The organism is Limnothrix sp. CMB-01, assembly GCF_055193175.1.
Genome location: NZ_CM143720.1, coordinates 1,264,715 through 1,286,417, shown reverse-complemented (window position 1 = coordinate 1,286,417; position 21,703 = coordinate 1,264,715). Strand labels below are relative to the sequence as shown.

18 protein-coding genes and 1 pseudogene are annotated in these 21,703 nt (G+C 56.6%); 10 read left to right on the top strand and 9 right to left on the bottom strand.

Annotation, left to right across the window (positions count from 1 at the left end):
- The first annotated feature begins 270 nt into the window (after positions 1–270).
- Both ACZA91_RS05405 and ACZA91_RS05400 read left to right on the top strand, forming a co-directional pair.
- Positions 271–2,007 carry a CTP synthase gene (locus ACZA91_RS05405; protein WP_463185103.1) on the top strand — a complete coding sequence of 579 codons (1,737 nt, stop codon included), beginning with the start codon at positions 271–273 and terminating at the stop codon, positions 2,005–2,007.
- A gap of 45 nt (positions 2,008–2,052) precedes the next feature.
- On the top strand, positions 2,053–2,493 hold the full coding sequence (locus tag ACZA91_RS05400) for a hypothetical protein (protein ID WP_099534456.1): 441 nt from the start codon (positions 2,053–2,055) through the stop codon (positions 2,491–2,493).
- 135 nt (positions 2,494–2,628) lie between these two features.
- On the opposite strand, the gene ACZA91_RS05395 is transcribed toward ACZA91_RS05400, so the two are convergent.
- Positions 2,629–3,978 (bottom strand): CHAT domain-containing protein, encoded by a 1,350-nt coding sequence (locus ACZA91_RS05395; RefSeq protein WP_199291462.1) that lies wholly within the window; start codon positions 3,976–3,978, stop codon positions 2,629–2,631.
- A 59-nt stretch (positions 3,979–4,037) separates the two neighbouring features.
- Entirely contained in the window at positions 4,038–4,925 is an 888-nt protein-coding gene (locus ACZA91_RS05390; protein ID WP_099534455.1) for an ABC transporter permease, read from the bottom strand.
- 111 nt (positions 4,926–5,036) lie between these two features.
- Here ACZA91_RS05390 and ACZA91_RS05385 point away from each other — a divergent pair, with 111 nt between their 5' ends.
- From ACZA91_RS05385 to ACZA91_RS05370, 4 genes are all read left to right on the top strand, one after another.
- Positions 5,037–5,642: a shikimate kinase gene (locus ACZA91_RS05385; RefSeq protein WP_463185099.1), complete on the top strand. Its 606-nt coding sequence runs from the start codon at positions 5,037–5,039 to the stop codon at positions 5,640–5,642.
- Between the two features lie 96 nt (positions 5,643–5,738).
- The gene (locus tag ACZA91_RS05380) at positions 5,739–6,830 is read left to right on the top strand and encodes a metallophosphoesterase family protein (protein ID WP_463185097.1); all 1,092 of its coding nucleotides are present in this window, start codon (positions 5,739–5,741) and stop codon (positions 6,828–6,830) included.
- Between the two features lie 334 nt (positions 6,831–7,164).
- Complete coding sequence (locus ACZA91_RS05375; RefSeq protein WP_190528842.1) at positions 7,165–9,933, top strand: EAL domain-containing protein; 2,769 nt, start codon at positions 7,165–7,167, stop codon at positions 9,931–9,933.
- Positions 9,934–10,641: 708 nt separating this feature from the next.
- Complete coding sequence (locus ACZA91_RS05370; protein WP_463185094.1) at positions 10,642–12,078, top strand: sensor histidine kinase; 1,437 nt, start codon at positions 10,642–10,644, stop codon at positions 12,076–12,078.
- A 77-nt stretch (positions 12,079–12,155) separates the two neighbouring features.
- On the opposite strand, the gene ACZA91_RS05365 is transcribed toward ACZA91_RS05370, so the two are convergent.
- Entirely contained in the window at positions 12,156–12,554 is a 399-nt protein-coding gene (locus tag ACZA91_RS05365; RefSeq protein WP_463185090.1) for a hypothetical protein, read from the bottom strand.
- 5 nt (positions 12,555–12,559) lie between these two features.
- On the opposite strand from ACZA91_RS05365, the gene ACZA91_RS05360 reads away from it, so the two are divergent.
- Entirely contained in the window at positions 12,560–12,760 is a 201-nt protein-coding gene (locus ACZA91_RS05360; protein ID WP_463185087.1) for a hypothetical protein, read from the top strand.
- A 269-nt stretch (positions 12,761–13,029) separates the two neighbouring features.
- A complete protein-coding gene (locus tag ACZA91_RS05355) occupies positions 13,030–14,619 on the top strand; it encodes a glycoside hydrolase family 57 protein (RefSeq protein ID WP_099534451.1) in 1,590 nt (529 codons plus the stop codon).
- Here ACZA91_RS05355 and ACZA91_RS05350 read toward each other — a convergent pair.
- The 4 genes and pseudogenes from ACZA91_RS05350 to ACZA91_RS05335 all read right to left on the bottom strand — a co-directional run bounded on the left by ACZA91_RS05350 (position 14,604) and on the right by ACZA91_RS05335 (position 18,458).
- Positions 14,604–14,771: a hypothetical protein gene (locus tag ACZA91_RS05350; protein ID WP_190533762.1), complete on the bottom strand. Its 168-nt coding sequence runs from the start codon at positions 14,769–14,771 to the stop codon at positions 14,604–14,606. The two genes, ACZA91_RS05355 and ACZA91_RS05350, sit on opposite strands and share 16 nt — an antisense overlap.
- Before the next feature lie 99 nt (positions 14,772–14,870).
- Positions 14,871–15,268, bottom strand: a pseudogene (vapC, locus tag ACZA91_RS05345) (type II toxin-antitoxin system tRNA(fMet)-specific endonuclease VapC).
- Positions 15,229–15,510 (bottom strand): antitoxin, encoded by a 282-nt coding sequence (locus tag ACZA91_RS05340; protein ID WP_190533764.1) that lies wholly within the window; start codon positions 15,508–15,510, stop codon positions 15,229–15,231. Before ACZA91_RS05340 ends, vapC begins: the two are co-directional and overlap by 40 nt.
- A gap of 380 nt (positions 15,511–15,890) precedes the next feature.
- Positions 15,891–18,458: a tetratricopeptide repeat protein gene (locus ACZA91_RS05335; protein WP_463186390.1), complete on the bottom strand. Its 2,568-nt coding sequence runs from the start codon at positions 18,456–18,458 to the stop codon at positions 15,891–15,893.
- Between the two features lie 599 nt (positions 18,459–19,057).
- On the opposite strand from ACZA91_RS05335, the gene ACZA91_RS05330 reads away from it, so the two are divergent.
- On the top strand, positions 19,058–19,279 hold the full coding sequence (locus ACZA91_RS05330; protein ID WP_190533766.1) for a hypothetical protein: 222 nt from the start codon (positions 19,058–19,060) through the stop codon (positions 19,277–19,279).
- Positions 19,280–19,426: 147 nt separating this feature from the next.
- Here ACZA91_RS05330 and ACZA91_RS05325 read toward each other — a convergent pair whose 3' ends face one another.
- On the bottom strand, positions 19,427–19,858 hold the full coding sequence (locus ACZA91_RS05325; RefSeq protein WP_463185081.1) for a hypothetical protein: 432 nt from the start codon (positions 19,856–19,858) through the stop codon (positions 19,427–19,429).
- A 219-nt stretch (positions 19,859–20,077) separates the two neighbouring features.
- Positions 20,078–20,347, bottom strand: coding sequence for a hypothetical protein (locus ACZA91_RS05320; RefSeq protein ID WP_099531546.1), 270 nt, complete (start codon positions 20,345–20,347; stop codon positions 20,078–20,080).
- A gap of 272 nt (positions 20,348–20,619) precedes the next feature.
- On the opposite strand from ACZA91_RS05320, the gene ACZA91_RS05315 reads away from it, so the two are divergent.
- Positions 20,620–21,372 (top strand): DUF305 domain-containing protein, encoded by a 753-nt coding sequence (locus tag ACZA91_RS05315; RefSeq protein WP_463185078.1) that lies wholly within the window; start codon positions 20,620–20,622, stop codon positions 21,370–21,372.
- The last annotated feature ends 331 nt before the right edge of the window (positions 21,373–21,703 follow it).

The window sequence follows — 21,703 nt, the reverse complement described above, 5'->3', positions numbered from 1 at the left end:
TGAGCATTTTGAGCGCCTGGGGTCAGGAGCGATCGCCCTAAAATCCCAGCGATCGCGCCAAGGCCCTATGGCAGAATTGAGGGCGTTCAACCCGGGCGTTCAACCCGGCTGTTCAAACCCGACGGGTTTCATCTGACAATCTGCTGACGATCTTCTGACGATCTGTTGAGATGATCGATTGATCTGTCAGTTAATCATCTGTCAGTTCATCGGCAACCCGATCGCCCCTCACGCGCACCGACGCTACAAGCACCAAAATTTTTGCCAGCCATGACCAAATTCATCTTCGTAACCGGTGGTGTCGTTTCCAGCATTGGCAAAGGAATCGTCGCCGCCAGTCTCGGTCGGCTGCTCAAGTCTCGGAATTATTCGGTTTCCATTCTCAAGCTCGACCCCTACATCAACGTTGACCCCGGCACGATGAGTCCGTTCCAACACGGCGAAGTCTTCGTGACCGGCGACGGAGCCGAAACCGACCTAGACTTGGGCCACTATGAGCGCTTCACCGATACGGACATGTCGCGGCTCAACAGTGTCACCACCGGCCAAATCTATCAATCGGTGCTGAACAAGGAGCGGCGCGGCGACTACAACGGCGGCACGGTGCAGGTGATTCCCCACATCACGGGGGAAATTCGCGATCGCATCCATCGGGTGGCCCGCAACACCAACTCCGATGTGGTGATTTCGGAAATTGGCGGAACGGTAGGGGATATTGAGTCGCTGCCCTACCTGGAGGCGGTGCGCCAGTTCCGCAAGGATGCGGGGCGCAACAATGTGCTCTATGTCCATGTGACGCTGATTCCCTGGATTCCGGCGGCGGGCGAAACGAAAACCAAGCCCACTCAGCACTCGGTGAAGGAGCTGCGATCGATCGGGATTCAGCCCGACATCATTGTTTGTCGATGTTCTCAGCCCTTGCCGGCCAACCAACGGGCCAAGCTGTCGGAATTTTGCGACGTGCCCGAAAGTTGCGTGATTCCCGCCATGGACAAGCCCAGCATCTATGATGTGCCCCTGAGCTTGGAAGAAGAAGGCCTCGCCCACCAAGTCCTCGATCTGTTGGGGATGGAGCCTCGCCAGCCGGATCTGAGTCGTTGGCGGAATTTGGTTGATCGCCTACATAATCCTGTGCGCACCGTGACCGTGGCGATCGTCGGTAAATACGTCAGCCTCAGCGATGCCTACCTGTCCGTGGTGGAAGCCTTGCGCCACAGCGCGATCGACACCCACAGCGAACTCAACATCCGTTGGGTCAGCTCCGAAGACTTGGAAAACGGGGGGCCCGAAAAATACCTCAGCGATGTGGACGGCATCGTGGTGCCCGGTGGGTTTGGGATTCGGGGCATTGACGGCAAAATCGCCGCCATCCGCTACGCCCGAGAAAACCAGATTCCGTTCCTGGGCCTCTGTTTGGGAATGCAATGTTCCATGATTGAGTGGGCCCGCAATGTGGCCGGTCTGCCGGGGGCCAACAGCGCGGAATTTGATCCCCAATGCGAAAATCCCGTGATTGGGCTGCTGCCGGAACAGGAAGACGTGGTGGACTTGGGCGGCACGATGCGCCTAGGGCTGTATCCCTGCCAAGTGCAACCCGACAGTTTGGCCCACCGGCTCTATGGCAAGGAGGTGGTTTATGAGCGCCACCGCCACCGCTATGAGTTCAACAATTCCTATCGATCGCAGGTGATCGAAACCGGCTACCGCATCAGTGGCACATCGCTGGATGGTCGGCTGGCGGAAATTGTGGAGTTGCCGAGCCACCCGTTCTTTTTGGCCACGCAGTTTCACCCGGAATTTTTGTCACGGCCCAACCGTCCCCATCCCCTGTTTTTGGGGTTTGTGCAAGCGGCGATCGCCCGACAAGCGCCCAGCAGCCCAGCTCCGATCGCCCCGCCGGAACCGGCTTTGGCATCCCTAGAGGCGGTGAACTCCGTGGAGGATCCGGCAGAAGATCCCCTGTCCACTTTTGCAAGTAATGCAGAGGCGGAACTGGCGAACTTGTAGAGTCTTGTAGAGTAAGGTTGATGTCGTTCGGGCGATCGCGCGGCTGTGGCACATTGGATTCAGTTTTCCTACGAACGCAACGAATATCTCGTGAATTTGGCGAGTATTCGGTTTTTTGCGCGTGACAGCAGCCAGCGCATCTCGTTTTGGCTGCCGGACTCTGCCATGCCCGTTGTTTTGGTTCCCCAGGATCATCCAACGGCCTACCGGCAGGTGATGGAATTTATCGATCGCCTGCCGGATGCCAACGCCGACTGTTACTGGGTGAATTTGGTTTACGATCGACGGCAATACACCATCAATCTGAAAACCATTCGGGCCTTCTCCCGATCGGCTAACGGGCGGCTGGTGTTTTGGTTGCCGGACAATGGCCAAGACATGGTGTTGCATCCGGAACTCAACGCCGAAGCCTATCACCTAGTGAACGACTACATCACTAAATGCATCACGGGCCCCGGAGCGATCGACCCCCTGATGGGCAATTGACCCCCCGATGGGCGATCGACCGATATCAATACAAGCCTCAGTTATCAACACAAGCCTCAGTCGTCGTGAAGACAAGGGGCTTAAGCCCCTTGTCTGTGTTGATCTGGGGGCGTACAGGGTTGTGATTGCCAGACGCTACCAAGGATTGCCAATGACGGTGAACGCCGCCCAGTAGTAGGGGTGCGATAGCAGTTCCTGACCGGTAGCAGCAATATCCGGTGGCAGAAACACCGTGCCACCCCGGGCCCCGGAGCCGCGTAGCTCATTGCCCTCAATTCGCACCTGGCCGCGCAGGAGCGCCAATTGGGCTTGGCGCAGGGCTTCCGACTTGGTGGGGGCCTGGCGCAACTGGCGATAAAACTCGTTCATCAGGGCTAGGGTTCCCCGATCGCTCACATACCAAAGGCTGGCGATCGAGGCCTTGACTCCGGACGCGATCGCCATGCCCGCAAAGCCTAACTCCGCTTCCCGATCGCCCACGGCGGTTCGACAAGCACTAAGCACCAGCAATTCCACCGGCTTGCTGATCCAGTCGATCGCCTGGATTTGCGCCAAGCTTAATCGCTCTTGCCAAAACTGAATAAACGACGCTTCGGGGCGACCGGCTTTGAATTCCGCATGGGTCGCCAAATGTACGATGCCATAGTCGCTGCGTTGGCGTTCCCGTTGCAGCGCCCCCAAGGTGAACTGGTTGTTCAAGAAATAACGACCGGGCCACAGACCGGGCCGATCGCCATTGCCGACGATCGCTTCCAGTTCGATCGGCACACCGGGCAAGGGACTGAGGTTGGTGGTGTCTTCAAACTGCGAAGCGCCCATGGCCAGCACCCGCGATCGCTGGAGGTTGCCCGCTTGAGGATCAAAGAGGCTGAAGCCGGGAATTCGAGCGATCGCGTATTTTTCAATCAAAAAGCGCTGGCCATCGTGCAGGGCTGCCAAGGGAGCCGATCGCAACCCCTCGCCGGGGCAAAAAATCAGCAGCTCAATCCCTTCCGCCTGGAGTTGTGACTCGATCGGGGCAATCAACCAATTGTGCAAGCGTCGGGCGTAGGGTAAATAGCTGACCCCGTTCCGCTGCACCGGGTTGGTGATGGCAACGGTCAGCAGCTTCACCGCTTCGTTGACGGTTGCTTGGGACGCGCCGGGAATGATTTCAATTCTGGGTTCGCTGCGGCCGGTGACCAACACCAATTCCACATCATTGTCCCGGGGCATCATGTACAGCAGCGCCGATCGCTGGCCGGTGCGCCGTTCCATTTCCCGCAACTGTTCCGAGACAATCGCCGCCGAAATGCGTCGGGCGGGTAAGTCGCGGTTGAATTGGCGTTCGTATTCTCCCTCCCACAACGCTTCGATTTTGTTGACCACGTTGGCGGGGGTGACGGGTTCGCTGGGCTGGCTGGCCCAACCCGGCGGCGCGATCGTGCTGCCCACCATTACGGCTGCCAGGCTCGCCGTCAACTGTCGAATCATGCGATCGCCCATGGGTAGTGAAAACGCTGTTCCTATTCAAACAAGGCAACAGGGCGATCGTCAGGGCAACCTCAAGACGATCGCTGTTGCGGGTCGATCGCATCCCGCAGCCCATCCCCGATGAAATTGGCGCTTAAAACCGTCATAAAAATCGCCAGCCCCGGAAAAATCGCCATATGCGGCGCGGTTTCCAAAAAATTCTGGGCATCGTAGAGCATTCGCCCCCAAGTGGGCACATCGGGCGGAAAGCCCAGCCCCAAAAAATTCAGGGTCGATTCCGTCAAAATGGCCGTGCCCACCGCTAAGGAAGCCGCAACAATGGCCGGGCCGATCGCATTGGGCAAAATATGCCGCCAAATTAACCAGCCCGATCGGGCCCCCAAGGCATAGGCCGCCAACACGAAATTGCGTTCTCGCAGGGTCAGGAAATTAGCCCGAATTAACCGCGCCACGCTCATCCAGTTCAGCCCGCCGATCGCCCCAATCACCAGCAGAAAAATCCCCAATTCTGGCCCCGCGATCGCCCGCAACGGTTCCCGAAAGAGATAAATCAGCAGCAACAACAGGGGCAACTGAGGCAAGGCCAAAAACAAATCCGTGAGCCGCATCAACAGCCCATCCACCCAGCCGCCATAGAACCCCGCCACCGCCCCGATCGTTGTGCCCAAGGTGACCGCCACCAGCATTGAAGCAATGCCCACCGTGAGGGACACCCGCCCACCGGACAGCACCCGCGCCAACAAATCCTGCCCCCGATCGTTCGTGCCCAACCAATGGGCCAGGCTGGGGCCTTGGTAGGCGCGGCCATAGTCCAAGTCCGTGGGCGAAAGGGGATAGAGCCACGGGCCCACCAGGGCCGCCAGCCCGATCGCCCCCAGGCAAATTAGCCCAAACAGGGCCAACCGATCGCGACAAAATCGCCGCCAAGCCGCCCCCCACAGACTTTCCGAGTGATTCATTGACCTGGTTTGTAATTTTGTCTAATTTTGTCTAGTTCTGGCTTGTTCTGTCCTGCCCTATCGTGTTCTATAGCAACCGCACGATAGACCGCACCATTTTTGCCTTATCCCATGACTGACTTTTCCGAGCCACCCAATCCCCAACATCTCGCCACCTTGATTCGTGGCACCAGTCTGTATTTAGTCGGGCTAATGGGGTCAGGAAAAAGCAGCACCGGCCGCCAGTTAGCTGCCGCCCTGGATTATCGCTTTTTTGACACAGATCAGTTGATTGAGCAGGCTGCTGGCCAGTCGATCGCCCAAATTTTTGCCACCGAAGGCGAGGCGGCCTTTCGCCAACTGGAAACCCAAGTGTTGTCGCAACTGTCCGCCTATAAGCGATTGGTGGTGGCCACCGGGGGCGGCATTGTCACCCAACAGGAAAATTGGGGTTATTTGCGCCATGGATTGGTGATTTGGTTGGATCCCACCCTGGAGACGATCGTGAACCGCTTGCAGGCGGATCCGGCCGAAATTGCCCAGCGGCCCCTGTTGCAGTCGCCCGACCCGGCGGCGGCCTTGGCGGAGTTGCGCGATCGCCGATCGGCCCAATATGCCCAAGCGGACTTGCAAGTGGCGATCGGGCTGGAACAGTCCCCCGCCCAGGTGGTGGATCAAATTCTGGTGGGTATTCGCGGAGTCTTGCGGCCGGAGGTGACTGGCTCCACTGAAAATTAATCAAGCCAGTCAATCAATCAAGCCAGTCAATCAATCAAGTCAATCAATCAATCAAGTCAATCAATCACCGTTGATTACCCCCCAGAGGCCGCCATTGTGACCCAATCCCGTCGCCAGTTTGTTCAAAATCTATTGGCCGGTGGTTTGCTGGCCACGGGGGCGGCAACCTGGCTGCAACGGGCCGATCGCACCTGGGCCCAAAGTGCTCCCAATTTGGAGCCAGCCCCTCCGCCCGATCGGGGTGATTTGCGGATCATTGCCATCAGCGATCTGAACAATGGCTATGGCGAAACGGATTACCGCGCGGAGGTTCATCAGGCGATCGCCCTGATTCAGCGCTGGCAGCCGGATTTGGTGATTTGTGGCGGGGACATGGTGGCGGGCCAAAAGCTGGGCCTCACCCGATCGCAGTTCCAAGCCATGTGGGCCGGGTTCGATCGCACCATCTATCAACCGCTGCGCCAAGGGGGGATTCCCTTTGCGTTCACCTTGGGCAATCACGACGCTTCAAACATCACCTTGCCCGATCGAACTTTTAAATATGCACTCGATCGAAACGAAGCCGCAGCCTATTGGCGAAGACAGCGATCAACCATGAATTGGGACTGGGTGGATGATGCCTGGTTCCCTTTTTTTTATGCATTTCGAATGGGAAATGCCCTAATTGTCTCCTGGGATGCTTCGGGGCCCGTCATTAGTGCGGAACAATTATTACGGGCCGAACAGTTGTTTACCTCAGAAGTCGGCCGAGCAGCCCAGGTGCGATTGCTGTTGGGTCATATGCCACTCCATGCGGTTACTCCCCAACGCAACCAGCCGGGAAATGTATTGCGAGACACGGCTCCAGTGCAATCGCTCTTGGAACGGGCCCAAGTCACTGCCTACATCACGGGCCATCACCATGCTTACTTTCCGGCGCGTATGGGTATGGTCGATCTATTACACCTGGGATGTTTGGGAGGCGGTGCGCGATCGTGGCTGGGCACCTCTAGCACTCCAATCCGCACCTTGACCGTCATTGATGCACGGTTTGGATCTCCCAACTTGCGGTATAGCAGTTATCAACTCAATCCTTTCCGCTCCCTGCGTGATGATCAGCTACCTCGGGAAATTGTTGGGTTTAACGGTCGGTTGGTGCGGCGCGATCAACTACTGTCCAAAGATCATGCTTTGAAGGTCACAATTTAAATAGAGGACACTTAAAGTTGGGCGCGAAAAATTGAACGCTAATCCCAAACGCCAATCGATTTTTCGCCAATTCTGCAAAGCGTTGGTTGGGTTATTCCCGATCGACCATTGGGTAGACGATCGATGAGCGATGGCTGACTAGCACTCAAAAACGACGGCCCGGGATTGCCAAAACTAGGGCTGATGTCGCTGATAAGTAGGGGCAGGCATGACTCAAGGACGAAATGGTTGGGGTGTAGTGCGCAGTCAACGAAATCATCGATCGAGCTGCCGAATCCGGCGGCCGGGGGGTAAAAGTCGTCCGCCACGATCGGTTCTCCCGTTAGGGTTGGCTGTGGCCTTGGTGATCTGCTTGGGTTGCATTGAGGGGGTGGGGCGATCGGCCATGGCGCGATCGCCCCAAGATTTGGGAACCGGCCCAACGCCCACAACCCCTTGGCCCGAAGAATTGCCGCATCGCAGCCCCTACACGGAATTGTGGGGCCCCCTGGGCTTAACGGGTTTGTCCCTGGTGCTGTGGCTGAGCGATCGCCTCTTGCGCCATCGCCTGCTGAAGGTTCTGGATCCAAGCCTGATGGCGGCGGATTCCTTGGGGGCGGTTCCTGGGCCGTTGGGCCGTTGGCGCTGGCTCTGGCCTCGGGTTCGATCGCCCCAATTTCCCCGATCGCTCCGATTGCCCCGTTTTCTGGCCCATGCCAACCCTGAGGCGTTGGGGGATGGGGTGGTGCAAGGGGGCAACCGTTCCATGGGGCCCATGGGGGGTGCAGCCAGTGCAGAATCTTGCCCTTCCACCGTTGCGGCGGCTGCGTCTTCGTCCTTAGCCGAAGCCCAATCCCCGGCCTATGCCGACTTATGGAACCGGGTTGTGGCTGTGACCAGTGCGGCGGCCGATTTTGACTCCGCTTTGGAAGAAGCGTTGCAAGTGTTGGGCCAAGAAACCGGCTGGGTGGCGGGCGAAGCTTGGGTTCCCAGCCTAGATGGTGCGTCGCTGGTTTGCAGCCCCGCTTGGTTCTGTGCGATCGAGGGGGTGAACTTGTTTCGGCAGGCTAGCTTGGACTTGACCCTAAAGCTGGGTTGCCAGCCACCGGGACGAGTCTGGCAAACCAAACGCCCGGAATGGATCAGCAACTACGAGCTGGAGTCGATCGACCATTGCAGCCGCAGCCAAATGGCCCTGGGGGTGGGCTTGCGATCGAGCGTGGTGTTGCCCATTTTGACCGGCGATCACGTGTTGGCGGTGCTGACTTTGTTTGCCACCAGCCCCCGAGAGCGGGACTTAACCTTGCTGAACCGGTTGGCGATCGTCACTGCCCAACTGGGGCCCATTTTGCAGCACAAACAGGCCGAAGCCCGCTACCGCAACCTGTTTGAACGGGCGATCGAGGGGATTTTTCAGGTGGCCCCCGATGGTCGCTATCTCCATGCCAATCCCGCCTTTGCGGCCATTTTGGGTTACGAGTCTCCCGCAGCGGCCCTGCGGGCCCTGAATGCCACCGATCGCCGCCTCTACGTGCGCCCGGCCGATGAAGTGCGTTTCCTGGAACTGTTGGAACAAAGTCAGGACGCTTGCAACTTTGAATGTCAGGTCTATTGCCAAGACGGCCAACGCATTTGGGTGGATCAACGGGCCCAGGCTGTGCGCGATCGCAACGGACGATTGCTGTATTACGAGGGATGCCTGCTAGACATCACCTCCCGCAAATGGGTGGAAGCCCAATTGCAATACAACTCCTCCCATGATGTGCTGACGGGCCTGTGGAACCGGGCTTGGTTTTTGGAGCGGTTGGTGGAGGCCGTGTCTCGGGGGCGGCGCGATCCGCAGTTTCGCTTTGTGCTGCTGTTTCTGGATATTGACGGCTTCAAACGGATTAACAACAGCCTGGGCTATTGGGTGGGCGATCGGCTGCTGATGATGCTGGCGGGCCGTTTGGAAAAGGCCATTTCCCCCGATTATGTGCTGGCTCGCACGGGGGGGGATGAGTTTGTGGTGTTGGTGGAGTCCGCCGCCACCTCCGACGAGGGGCAATTGGCCGCCGCCAAGGCCGCCGCCCACCGCCTTCAGGATGTGTTTCGCGATCCCTTTGTGGTGGATGGGCGCGATGTGTTTTTGCAAGCAAGCATGGGCATTGTTTGCCGCCCCGATTCCCATGGAGATTCGCGCCCCGACCAGCCCTATCGGATTTTGCGCGATGCGGATGCGGCTTTGCATCGGGCCAAACAACAGCGCAATGGCAGTTTTGTGATTTTTGATGCGGCCCTGCAATCGGACACGGAACAGCTCTTGCAACTGGAAACGGATTTGCGCTGGGCGATCGAGCGGCGGGAATTTTGTTTGCATTACCAACCGATCGTTTCCCTCGACTCTCGATCGATTGTGGGGTTTGAAAGCCTGATTCGTTGGCAACACCCGCGCCACGGGTTAATGATGCCCGCTTCTTTCATTGGGTTGGCGGAGGATCGCGGGGCGATCGTCCCGATCGGGAATTGGGTGTTGCAGTCCGCTTGCAAGCAAATTGCAATCTGGAAAACCCAAATGCCCGAAGTGTTTCCCATTTGGGTGAATGTCAACCTTTCGGCCCGGCAACTGGTTCCCGAGTTGGCTGACCTGATTGAAGTGCTGATGGATGCCTACGACCTGGAAGGCTACGAACTGCGCCTAGAGATCACCGAAACCTCCTTGGCGCTGGATCCCAACGCCAGCCGCGCCTGTCTCGATCGACTGCGGGAACGGCGGATTAAAATTTGCCTCGATGACTTCGGCACGGGCTACTGCTCCCTCAACTATTTGCGGGAATTCCCGATCGACTCGATCAAAATCGAGCGATCGTTCATTCAAGCCATGCTCGAAAATCAACGCGACGCGGCGATCGTCCGTGCCGTCATCGGTTTAGCCAACGATTTGGGCCTCAGCGTCATTGCCGAGGGCATTGAAACCCAACCCCAAATTGATCACCTGCAAGACTTGGGCTGCGGCTTTGGCCAGGGCTATTTATTCTCCAGAGCCGTGCCCGCCGAGGAAGCTGGTCAGTTTCTCAATGCCGGATTGCCACCGGCCATTCGTTCCTTGCCCCGTTCCCAGTCGGCTCGCCATCCCCTCTGCTAAGTTGCTGATTAACCCCCATGGTCGCGATCGGGTCTGATCGATGCCCGATCGAATGACAATATCAAAACCTCGATCGGGAATTGGCTCAAGAACGCGCAATCAAGATCGGACAAGGCCGCCACAGCTCAAGGCAGCAAAATTGAGTGCAGAAAAGATTGTTACTGTCATTTGTTTAAATATTGGTTAAACGCATATTATCAACAGATCAAATTTCAATAAACATCCCCTTAGCTCATTTCCTAAAAATATCCCCAAAAAAGATCATGAAGATCTCTTAAACCGATGATTCAATAATGATCTTATTGTCACGGCAAAGCCTTGCCCCGACAATGCCAGGCTGATTGAAATCAGATGCTTTGACAAGATTTCATGGTAGATCTATTCTGTCTTTCCTGCTGTAAGATGCTAGCCTTGAAAAGGATAGAAGTCGGGAACGTTTACCTGCGACCAAGTAATCTTAAGACCCCGATTCCAAGCGATCGATTCATCAAACCGAGTCAATTGACCGAGGCCACTGACCAAGGCGATTGGTTGATCAACACTGGATTCCCTTGGGGTTGTATGGCTATCTAAGGCGATGTCAATCGAGCGTGCCAGCCTGATTCATTCTTTCCCATGACATCTCGGTTCTGATATCGGCCCCAGGCTCCGAGTGCAACACTCTGAACCTGTTGGCGGCTCGCCCGTCCCTCTGCACCCTCATTTCCTATGCTTGCCACTTCCACTTCAACCATGGCTGCTCCGGCTGTGCTGCCCAATCTTGCTGCCTCGCTGAATTTGGAGTCCACGCTCAATGACCTGTGCCTATCCTGCTTTGCCATGGATTTGTCACAGCCGGGGATTGAGCTGGCCCAAGCCTTGGAGGCGGATCCCCTGCTGCCAGGGGCCGTATTGCTCGATCGAGGAGCCTTTGCAGGGCTGCTGTCGCGGCGGCGTTTTTTTAAGCACCTGAGCCGACAATACGGCCCGGAGTTGTTCTTACATCGGCCCCTGCGCGTAATGTATCAATACGCCCATGTGCCGCTGTTGGTGTTGTCGGGCAGCACGCTTGTGGTGCAGGCGGGGCGGGCGGCCCTGGAGCGATCGCCCGATTTGCTCTATGAACCGTTGGCAGTGGAATCCCAGGAAGGCTGCTATTGCCTGCTGGATATTCACCAGTTGCTGGTGGCTCAATCCCAAATTCACGAGCTAGCCATGCAGCGAATTCAAGAGCAAACCCGCGCTCAGGTGATTCAAGCGGAGAAAATGGCCAGCCTGGGGCGGATGGTGGCGGGCATTTCCCATGAAATTAAAAATCCGGTGAATTTCATTTCGGGCAATGTGGTTTATCTGACTCAATACGCCCGAGATTTGATTGAACTGGTGACGGCCTATGAAGCCCTGTTGCCGGAAATTCCCGAGACCTTGCAACAGTTGCGATCGACCATGGAGTTTGACTTCCTGCGGGAGGATTTGCCCAAACTGATCGACAGCATGGCGATCGGGGCAGACAAACTGAAAAAAACCGTTGCCGGTCTCCAAAGTTTCTCCCATGTGGGATCGGAAACCTTTAAACCCGCAAATTTGCACGATTGCATCGAAAGCACCCTGATTGTGCTCAACAACCGCCTGCGGGAAGGGGTGGAAGTGATCCGCACCTATGGCGAATTGCCCCTGGTGGCTTGCCAGTCGGGACACCTGAGCCAAGTGTTCATGAACCTGCTGGCCAATGCGGTGGATGCGCTGCTGGAGGTACAAAGCCAAATTCCACTGCTGGAACGGCGACGCTGGCAACCGACGATCATGATCCGCACCCAATGCGTGGATGAGTTACCGGCGGATTTGGCCGCGATCGAACCGGCCTCGATCGCGGCGGTGGAACCCCGCACCATGGATGTGACGGGCTGGGTGATGGTGGAAATTGCCGACAATGGCCCCGGCATTCCCGAAGCGATTCAGACCAAAATCTTTGAGACCTTTTTCACCACCAAACCGATCGGGAAAGGAACGGGCCTGGGCCTGGCCATCACCCACGAAATCATTGCGCGCCATGGGGGCCACCTCCGCCTGCGATCGCCCCGTTGGCCAGAAACCTATCCCGATCGCCCCTTTGATTTACCCGGCACCAGTTTTGAAGTGTGGTTGCCCCTCACCGCCGATCTCTAAGATCGCCCGATCGCCAACCCGGGCCCAGCGCCAGCCGTCCATGGGCAATCGCGAGCCAAAACTAGGGCGGGCCAAAGCTAGAGCGAGCCAAACTGAAGTTGCCCCAAGCTCACGGGAGTCGGCGGCGGGATGACTCGATCGATACGCCGTTGCCAGTCTGCCGCATCCGGCAGCGTCAACACCACCTGAGCGTATTGATGGCCCGTCAGCCTCAACGTCAGAAACGCTCCACCGTCATGAGTGGCATACCAAAACTCCCGGCCGCGCCTTGTGTAGTAGGTTCCTGCTTTGATCACACCCGGCAGAAATGTACCCGGCGCACGCAGTTCTCGCCAGTCACTGGGCGGTGCTCCTAACTGCACGGCTTGAATTTGCGCGATCGGGACTTCCAAATAAAGGGGCCAATGAAAAGCCCACAGCTTTTCCCAACCCTCCAAGTCAATTCTGAGGGAATCGCCCATCAGGCTTAAATGCATGGGTTTTGCTCCTTGTGCTCGGCGCAGAGTGGCCCATGGAGCACAACTGGAATCATCTCCATTCTGGCGCGGCCAACGCTGATTGGGAGCAACCGCCCAGCCACGCTGCGAACGGGCAGCCGAACCCCTCCCCAGCGATCGAAAGCCAACACCCGATCGCCTGGGATACCAGCCCATTGATTACCAACGCCCATGCACGCCATTAGTTCACACTGTCTCCCCGTTTACAGTGGTTAGGGGGTTGTTTGCCGCCCTTCTGCCTGGGATCTCTCAAGACTTCAACCGATCCCGACAGATCCCCACAGATCCCCATAGATCCCGATCGCCCAACATCTGGTCAAATTCACGACCTACCCCCGGTCGCACTTCGCCTTAAAATCTGCTAAAGCTTAAGCCAAGCTTTACGCCGATCCGGCCAGGGCGATCCCACGAGCGATCGCCTCAGCCTTATTAATTGCGCTCTAGGACAATTGCTATGACCCTTGGCTATGTCGCCCTCGTCCTGCACGCTCACCTGCCCTTCGTCCGGCACCCCGAAAGCGACTACGTTCTAGAGGAAGAGTGGCTCTACGAAGCCATCACCGAAACCTACGTCCCCCTGTTACGCGCCTTTGAAGGACTCGAGCGCGATGGCGTAGATTTCAAAATCACCATGAGCATGACCCCGCCCCTGGTGTCCATGCTCCGCGACCCCCTCTTGCAAGACCGCTACGATCAGCACCTCGCTCAGTTGCAAGAACTCGTCGAAAAAGAATACGTCCACAACGAATTCAACGGACACCTGCGCTACCTGGCCGAGCACTACATCAAAGAATTCCAGGAAGTACGGGAACTGTGGGAACGGTACGATCGCGACCTCGTAACCGCCTTCAAGAAATTCCAAGACTCCGGCAACATCGACATCATCACCTGCGGCGCCACCCACGGCTACCTGCCCCTGATGAAGATGTATCCCCAAGCCGTGTGGGCCCAACTGAAAGTTGCCGTTGACCACTACGAAGAAAACTTTGGCCGCGCTCCCAAGGGCATTTGGCTGCCCGAATGCGCCTACTACGAAGGCCTTGAACGGATGGTGGCCGATGCCGGCCTGCGCTACTTCCTCACCGACGGCCACGGGATCTTGTACGCCCGTCCCCGTCCCCGTTTCGGAACCTACGCACCGATCTTCACCGAAGCTGGCGTGGCTGCCTTTGGGCGCGACCACGAATCCTCCCAACAGGTTTGGTCTTCGGAAGTGGGCTACCCCGGCGCGGCCGAGTACCGCGAATTCTACAAAGACATCGGCTGGGAAGCGGACTACGACTACATCAAGCCCTACATCATGCCCAACGGCCAGCGGAAGAACGTAGGCATCAAGTACCACAAAATCACCAGCCGCACGGCGGGCCTGTCCGATAAGGCGCTCTACGATCCCTACTGGGCTCGGGAAAAAGCGGCGGAACATGCCACCAACTTCATGTTCAACCGGGGCCAACAGGTGGCCTATCTGAATGGCTTGATGCAGCGGCCCCCGATCGTCGTGTCGCCCTACGATGCAGAGTTGTTTGGGCACTGGTGGTACGAAGGCCCCTGGTTCCTAGATTTCCTGTTCCGGAAGGCTTGGTTTGACCAAAACACCTTCCAAATGACCCACCTGTCGGACTACTTGCAAAAGCAGCCGACCCAGCAAGTCTGTCGCCCGTCCCAATCGAGCTGGGGCTATAAGGGCTTCCATGAATATTGGCTGAACGATACGAATGCTTGGATCTATCCGCACCTGCACAAGGGCGCGGAACGGATGATTGAGCTGTCCAAACTGGAGCCGGCCGATGAGCTGGAGTGGCGGGCCCTGAACCAAGCGGCGCGGGAATTGCTGTTGGCGCAGTCGTCTGACTGGGCGTTCATTATGCGGACGGGGACGATGGTTCCCTACGCGGTGCGCCGGACGCGATCGCACATGATGCGGTTCACGAAGCTCTACGACGATATCCGCGCGGGCAAGGTGGATTCGGGCTGGCTGCAAAAGGTGGAGGCGATCGACAACATCTTCCCCAACGTCAATTACCGCGTCTATCGCCCGTTGTAATTTCCCCGCATCAATGGGGCGATCGGGTAGGGTGAGTGGGAGAATGCTTGCGGGGTAACGGTTTGGCTGGTTTGGCTCCCACGCACCGTCGATCGCCCCTCAGAATCACGAGTTTGCCCGCGCCAATGGTAGTAGTGGTGCGTAGGGCACAAACCCCACCTCTGGAACCTGCGAACCGTTGCCCTACGCACCCTACGGGGTTTCGGGTGGGGTGTTGAGTAGTTGCAGGATGAGAGAAGTTCAGCCGAGGGTTATTCTGCCCAGTTTTGAATGGCAAGGTCGGGAACGCGGCTAAATTCTCGGACATTATGGGTCACGATCGTCAGGCCCAAGCTGAGGGCGTGGGCCGCGATGAGTAAGTCCATGTCGCCGATCGATTGTCCCTGGCGTTCGAGGCTGTAGCGAAGTTCGCCATAGTGATGGCTGGCATTGCGATCGAAGGGGACGTTAAGGGCAACAAGAAGCGATCGAGGGCGGCCTGATTGCGATTGCGCTGTTGGCTTTTGGCAATGCCGTAGTCGAGTTCAGCAACGGTAATACTCGAAATGGCAATATCGCCGAGTTCGCAGGCGCGGAAGCGATCAATAACTTGGGGCGGTTTGTGTTTGATTAAGTAAATGCAAATGTTGGTGTCGAGGAGGAATTGCATGGAAACCATTCCTCGCGTTCTTGGGGCAAGTCTTGGGGGCGAGTTTCTGGCCAGTCCTCGAAGCAATCTTCGGAAAAGAGTGTGAGGCTCTCGAATAAAATTTGCCAGGGATTAGCGGCGGGGAGCAAAATCAGGGCGCTGCCCAGGGGCTTGAGATAAACCGCTTCGCCGAGGAAGTCGATCGACTCGGGCAAAATGATTGTCCAGCCCTGATCTTGTTTAGTAATTTCGACTCGTTCCATCGAGAATTCCTTCGGTGATGGTGTTGGCGGTCATTAATCGTGGGTGCAGGACGTTCAGGATTGCGTTGTTTCAATGGTATTGCGGGTCTTGGGGTGGGGCGATCGCCCCTGGGGATACACGATCTGGTTTTCTCCGTATCGATGAAGAGATCGGGTAGGGGCGTACCGCTGTACGCCCTCCGCCAGGATTGATCGCTTGAAACGAATCGGTTGGCGGAGACCTCGCGTATCGGAGGGCGCATGGCGATGTGGCCCCACAAAAATCGGTTTTCCCGCATGGGTAGGGGCGTACCGCTGTACGCCCTCCGCCAGGATTGATCGCTTGAAACGAATTGGTTTGCGGAGATCTCGCGTATCGGAGGGCGCATCGCCATGCGCCCCTACGGGTTTGGTGGGGTGGTGAGTTGTTGCAGGATGGATTGGGTGAGGGGGTGGTTGGAGAGGTCGGCAGCGCGATCGGCTTTAATGACGGCTTGCACCAGGTTTTGCAAACTTTGGATGCTGCTTTGGGTGTGAGGATGCGCTTTACCCAACTTCTGCACCCGAATCTCCAAAGCACGCACCAACATCCGCTCGGCTTCACCCCAACGATGTTGGTAATAGTGCAGCACTGCCAAGTTGTTAAGGCTGGTGGCGGTGTCGGGATGGTCGGCTCCCAGCACTTGCTCACAGATTTCCAGTGCTTGCCGGTAGAGGGGTTCTGCTTTCTTGTAGTGCTTCTGGCCTTGATAGAGGAGTGCCAAGTTGTTGAGGCTGGTGGCAATATCGGGATGGTTAGCCCCTAGCACTTTCTCATAGATTTCTAGTGCTCGCCGGTAGAGAGGTTCTGCTTCCTCGTACCGTCCTTGGGAATAGTAGAGGTATGCCAAGCCATCGAGACTGGCAGCACTATCGGGGTGGTCAGCTCCTAGCACTTGCTCACGAATTTCCAGTGATCGCCGGTAGAGAGGTTCTGCTTCCTTGTACCGTCCCTGGGATTCGTAGAGTCCTGCCAAGTTATGGAGACTGGTAGCGGTGTCGGGATGGTCAGCCCCTAGCACTTGCTCATAGATTTCTAGTGCTCGCCGGTAGAGGGGTTCTGCTTCCTTGTACCGTCCCTGGGATTCGTAGAGTAATGCCAAGTTGTTGAGGCTGGCAGCACTATCGGGGTGGTCAGCTCCTAGCACTTGCTCACGAATTTCCAGTGATCGCCGAACGAGAGGTTCTGCTTCCTTGTACCGTCCCTGGGATTTGTAGAGTGCCGCCAAGTCATTGAGGCTGGTAGCAGTCAAGGGATGGTCAGCTCCTAGCACTTGCTCACAAATTTCCAGCGATCTCTGGTAGAGGGGTTCCGCTGCCTCGTACCGTCCCTGGGATTTGTAGAGTGCCGCCAAGTCATTGAGGCTGAGGACAGTGTCAGGATGGTTGGCTCCTAGCACTTGCTCACGGATTTCCAGTGCTCGCCGGTAGAGGGGTTCTGCTTCCTCGTACCGTCCCTGGGAATAGTAGAGTTCTGCCAAGTTGTTGAGGCTGGTGGCGGTATTGGGATGGTCGGCTCCTAGCGCTCGCTCACAGATTTCCAGTGCTCGCCGAACGAGGGATTCTGTTTCCTCGTACTGTCCCTGGGAATAGTAGAGGTATGCCAAGTTATTAAGGCTGAGGGCAGTGTCGGGATGGTTGGCTCCTAGCGCTTGCTCACAGATTTCCAGTGCTCGCCGAACGAGGGATTCTGCTGCCTCGTACCGTCCCTGGGATTTGTAGAGTAATGCCAAGTTGTTGAGGCTAGTGGCGGTGGCGTGATGGTTGGGACCAAAGCGGCTTTCGGTGATGCTTAAGCAGTCGCTCCAGTGCTGTTCAGCCTCAGCCCAGAGACCTTGCCCCTCAGCCAACTGCGCCAAGGCACTAAAAACCCACATGGAATCTGTTGGATCGGTAATCTCGCCGCTAGCCGCCGCTGCCGCTTCCAAGTGCGACCAGGCGGGGCGGGTGCGCGCCAGGTCTGCCAGCGTCACCGTCCTTGGAACCGTTTTCGCCACGCTCACCATTTGACCTAAAAACGCCTGTTGCAGCGCCCCGCCCTCGGGCCAGTCCGAGCGCTTGGCTGCGAAAAATTCCCGAATCAGCGGATGCAAAGCATATTGACCTTCTTCGGCTTTCACCAAACTCAGTTTCACCAACTGATCTCGCGCATCTTCGAGATCTTCCTCATCGTCATTGGGCAAACAACCCAGCACCCAATCCCACAACACCGGAGCCGGTCCAAAACAACCCAACAACACCGCCAGTCGTTGCGCTGCTGGCTCCAACTCTTCCCAACTCAACTCAAAAGCTTCTGTTACCCCGTACCGCGCTGTTATCCCCTCGGGAAAGTCTCGGTCTTTCGGGTCGATTGCCCGGGCCTGCAACCGCTGCACCTCCAGCCGTTCTTGCATGGTGGCTAGCGATAGATCCGCCTTTCGCTTGAGGTAGTAGCCCACCAACTCAATCCCCAACGGCAAATAGCCCAGCCAGTTACACAGCGCCTCCGCTGTCATCCGTTCTGCCGCGAGCCTCTCCGTTCCCACAATGCTTTCAAGCAACTGGAGCGCCATCACCGGAGTCAAGACCTGCAACTCCAGACGTGCAATACCCTGAAACTTGGCCCGCGTCGTGATCAATACCCGAAACCGGGCATCGGCGGGCAAAATTGCCTCAACTTGGGTGCGATAGTCTGTCACATCATCGAAAATCAACAGCACCAACTCTGGCGGTATTTCCTTCGCCGGCCACTGGGCAAAGCAATAGGCCAACTGCTCTGGCAAGTCGCCCAAGTCTGACAAATCTTGATTTGGGAAGAAATGTGATCGGGCAAAATTCAACAGTTCAATCCCCGCCCGTTCTCCCGCCAGCCACACCACCCCGCCGCGATAGCTATTGAGGTGAGATCGCGCATATTGCACTGCCAGCTCCGTTTTGCCCACGCCTCCCATGCCATCTAGGCTAACGATCGCTACACGATGATCATGTCCCTGTAATTGCTCGTGTAACGCCATCAGCTCTTGGTCGCGTCCAAAGAAGCGATCACTGGCAACACCCCGCACGCCCAGATTAGTCGGTGGCTCAGTAGTCACACGACCAGGAACCAGGAGTGGCTGAGAAGACTGTTCCGGCTTGAGAAATGGGCTACTGGTCAGTTGGTGACTCTGTAAGTCAGTCTCTTGATTTTGGTAAGCCTCCTGGAGATACCTTTTGAGCTGAGACAGCTTGCCACGAGACGCACCAGTAATTCCTAATTTTTCATAGACTCCTCCCATCCGCATCTTGAGTGCAGATGCGGAAATGCCTAAAGTTGCCGCAACTTTTGCAATTGTCTGAGACTCAGACTGAATCACTGCAATCAGGGCATCAGCCTGCTCGGACGATAACTGGTGCTGAGTACTAATCTGGCGCAACCAGTCTTCAGGCAATGGAGACACGGGATATGAGTAACAACGTCAATACAATTTTACATCACCATGTTGTCATGGTCAGTTTGGTAAGCTAAAGTAAGGTTACTAAATCTTATGGTCAGCTTAGGCGACCACTTACCATGACCCCTCCTCAAAGTTCGCCCGCTTCTCAGCCCAGTCTGCCGGCCAACCAAACTTCCCAGGAGGTGCAGATCCCCCAAGCCGATTCGATTTTGGGGTTACCGGTTCCTGCTGGGATGCCGAATTGGCTGGTGGCCTTGGTTGCGATCGCGATCGTGGCTGACCGTGCTGCCAAAATCTCCACACTGCTGGTCAAGCTGTGGCTGCGGGTTAAGAAGTGAGATTGCCCTTCGTCAAACTCGCGCAAGCGATCAATACGAGATCGCTCGCTGCTTCAGTAACCGAGCTGTAAATGTCATGAGACGCGCGCGCCTGTGACCTTCCCCAAACACCGCCATGGCATCGGGAGCGATCGCCCTGGCCCAAGCCTATGGAGTTGGGGCAGGTGCTTCTAGCTGATTGAGCGCCCCGCAGATATATTTCTTGACGGTTTCGCGGCTGGCAGTCACACCACTGGGCAGCGTGAAAACCATCTCAACGGTGGTTTGGTTGTTTTCCGCCAAGGCAAACACGTCAATCGGCAAGGCCCGCTGAAAGGCAGTGGCGGGGTTTTCTGCTCGCATCATGCCGCCGGCCACATCAGTGCTGAGGGTGCGAATGCCTTCGCGGGCCAAAATCACCCGCAATTGAAAAAAGGCCCTTTCGACGGATAGGCCTTCAACCTGCACACGGGCAAAATAGGCGGAACCGTTGAAGAAATCGCCTTTTTTGTCGAAGCTTTCTTCACAGGTGGTGGCCAAGGCGGGCGTGCCAAGGCAGAGCAAGGCCAGGCTCAGGAACAGCGATCGCATGGTTTGCATGATCGGATCAAAGAACAAAACCTCAGGATTGCCGATCAGGAATGGGCATGGCCAGATCGGTGTGACACCAAGGAGCCACAGCAAGCGATCGTGGAGAGAATGATGGCGGCCCAAGCGATCGGAAAGGGTCGGTTTGCCCGATCCACCGATCCACAACCTCCGCGAAACAAGGCGGGTTTCAGTCGATCGCCCCAGGTTGTGGATCGGCTAACGCGCGTTCTAGCCGACCGTGATATTCGGCTCCTCGCAGAAATTCACCAACACCGTTTCGCTTTCCGACTCATCCTCAAACACAAAGCTGATGTACCACTCACAGGGCGAATCATTCGTATGCTCCGCCCAGGTGACCGTTGCCCCCTCTCCAGAAGCAATTCCCTCTTCTGGCAAATCGAACTGCGACCATTCCTCATCATCGGGCGAAACCCAAATTTCCAGGATGGCTTGGTCTGTGTTGTTGGTGACCACAAAGCTAAACAAATCGTCCGACATGGGGGGTACATCCCAAAATTGCAGAATACGGCTCCGTTCTAGACTTCAAAGCGGGTCGCTGTGGGCTTTCCTTAGCTTTTCTTCACCACGCCTCTTCACCACGCCGTTTCCTCGCCCGCAATTCAGATTCCAACTCCTATGCTGAAGGTAACCCCTGGTCGATCGGGCATTTCTGACCCGATCGGTCTTGGTTTTGATGAATTTTGATCAATTCAGGAGCAAGTTAGGAGCAAGATTCAATGAAATGGACTGGTAAACAAGGCCCATGGCTCGTGGGATTGTCCCTCGCGATCGCCAGCACCGCCGCGATCGGGAGTTGGGGATTTAGCCAATGGCGGGCCCAACAACCCGCCGCAACAGCCCCAGGCTCCACCACCACCGCCCAGGCTAGCCCCGCCCTTTGTCCGCCCGGTGGGGACGCGGCCGGCGGCATGGCGCATCATATGCACTCGATGCAGGTGAGCAGCGAGTTTGAGTTCATTAGTCAGATGATTCCGCACCACCAGGAGGCGATCGACACGGCCAAGCTCGTGCGCGATCGGACCCAACGGCCGGAAATGCGGCAATTTACCCAGGCGATTATTGATGCCCAAAGCCGGGAAGTGAGCCAAATGAAAACATGGCTGCAAACCTGGTATCCCAACCAAACCAGCACCCAGGCCTATCAGCCCATGATGCGTCCCCTGGAACCCTTGCAAGGCGATGCGCTGGATCAGCAGTTTTTGCAAGATATGGTGATGCACCACCAAGGGGCGGTGATGATGGCCCAAAGCCTGATTCAAGGTCAATTGGTGAAACACCCGCCAGTGCAGTCAATGGCTCAGGATGTGATTCGCACCCAAAGCCAGGAGATTGGTCAGATGCAAACCTGGTTGGGGGCTTGGTTCCCGAATGGTGGCCAATGCGGGCGATCGACGGCGACGGATTCCACGGGCAACGGGTTAATGAACCACGGGAATATGAACCACGGGAATATGAACCACGGGAATATGAACCACGGCATGAACCATGGAAAACAGCTTTAGGCTCCGTGGGATTCGCCATCGGGTTTGCACCGTGGTGATTCGCCACTATGACTAATCTGGGTCAATAGTTCAGCAGGGGCCGTGTAGGGCCGGCCGCCAGCATCCATCGGGAATGGCATGGGATCACCATCCCGATCGCCCATCGATTTTGGTTGACTACGGTTGATTCTTAAAGAAATGGCTAAGGAAAAAGCAGCCATTAGGCAAAACTTCAACGAATTTTCTGAGGAAATGGCCCTGGCACTTTCTGGGACAATTTGGACAACCCAACGCCCAGGGGGCATTTTCTGAGCCAAAAAAACCGTCAGGAAATTTTTACAAATTCCACAGG

Coding starts and splice junctions, on each gene's coding strand:
- ACZA91_RS05405 (WP_463185103.1), top strand. CDS start 271: ATGACCAAATTCATCTTCGTAACCGGTGGTGTCGTTTCCAGCATTGGC.
- ACZA91_RS05395 (WP_199291462.1), bottom strand. CDS start 3,978: ATGGGCGATCGCATGATTCGACAGTTGACGGCGAGCCTGGCAGCCGTA.
- ACZA91_RS05390 (WP_099534455.1), bottom strand. CDS start 4,925: ATGAATCACTCGGAAAGTCTGTGGGGGGCGGCTTGGCGGCGATTTTGT.
- ACZA91_RS05385 (WP_463185099.1), top strand. CDS start 5,037: ATGACTGACTTTTCCGAGCCACCCAATCCCCAACATCTCGCCACCTTG.
- ACZA91_RS05370 (WP_463185094.1), top strand. CDS start 10,642: ATGCTTGCCACTTCCACTTCAACCATGGCTGCTCCGGCTGTGCTGCCC.
- ACZA91_RS05365 (WP_463185090.1), bottom strand. CDS start 12,554: ATGCATTTAAGCCTGATGGGCGATTCCCTCAGAATTGACTTGGAGGGT.
- ACZA91_RS05355 (WP_099534451.1), top strand. CDS start 13,030: ATGACCCTTGGCTATGTCGCCCTCGTCCTGCACGCTCACCTGCCCTTC.
- ACZA91_RS05340 (WP_190533764.1), bottom strand. CDS start 15,510: ATGGAACGAGTCGAAATTACTAAACAAGATCAGGGCTGGACAATCATT.
- ACZA91_RS05335 (WP_463186390.1), bottom strand. CDS start 18,458: ATGGGAGGCGTGGGCAAAACGGAGCTGGCAGTGCAATATGCGCGATCT.
- ACZA91_RS05330 (WP_190533766.1), top strand. CDS start 19,058: ATGACCCCTCCTCAAAGTTCGCCCGCTTCTCAGCCCAGTCTGCCGGCC.
- ACZA91_RS05325 (WP_463185081.1), bottom strand. CDS start 19,858: ATGCAAACCATGCGATCGCTGTTCCTGAGCCTGGCCTTGCTCTGCCTT.
- ACZA91_RS05320 (WP_099531546.1), bottom strand. CDS start 20,347: ATGTCGGACGATTTGTTTAGCTTTGTGGTCACCAACAACACAGACCAA.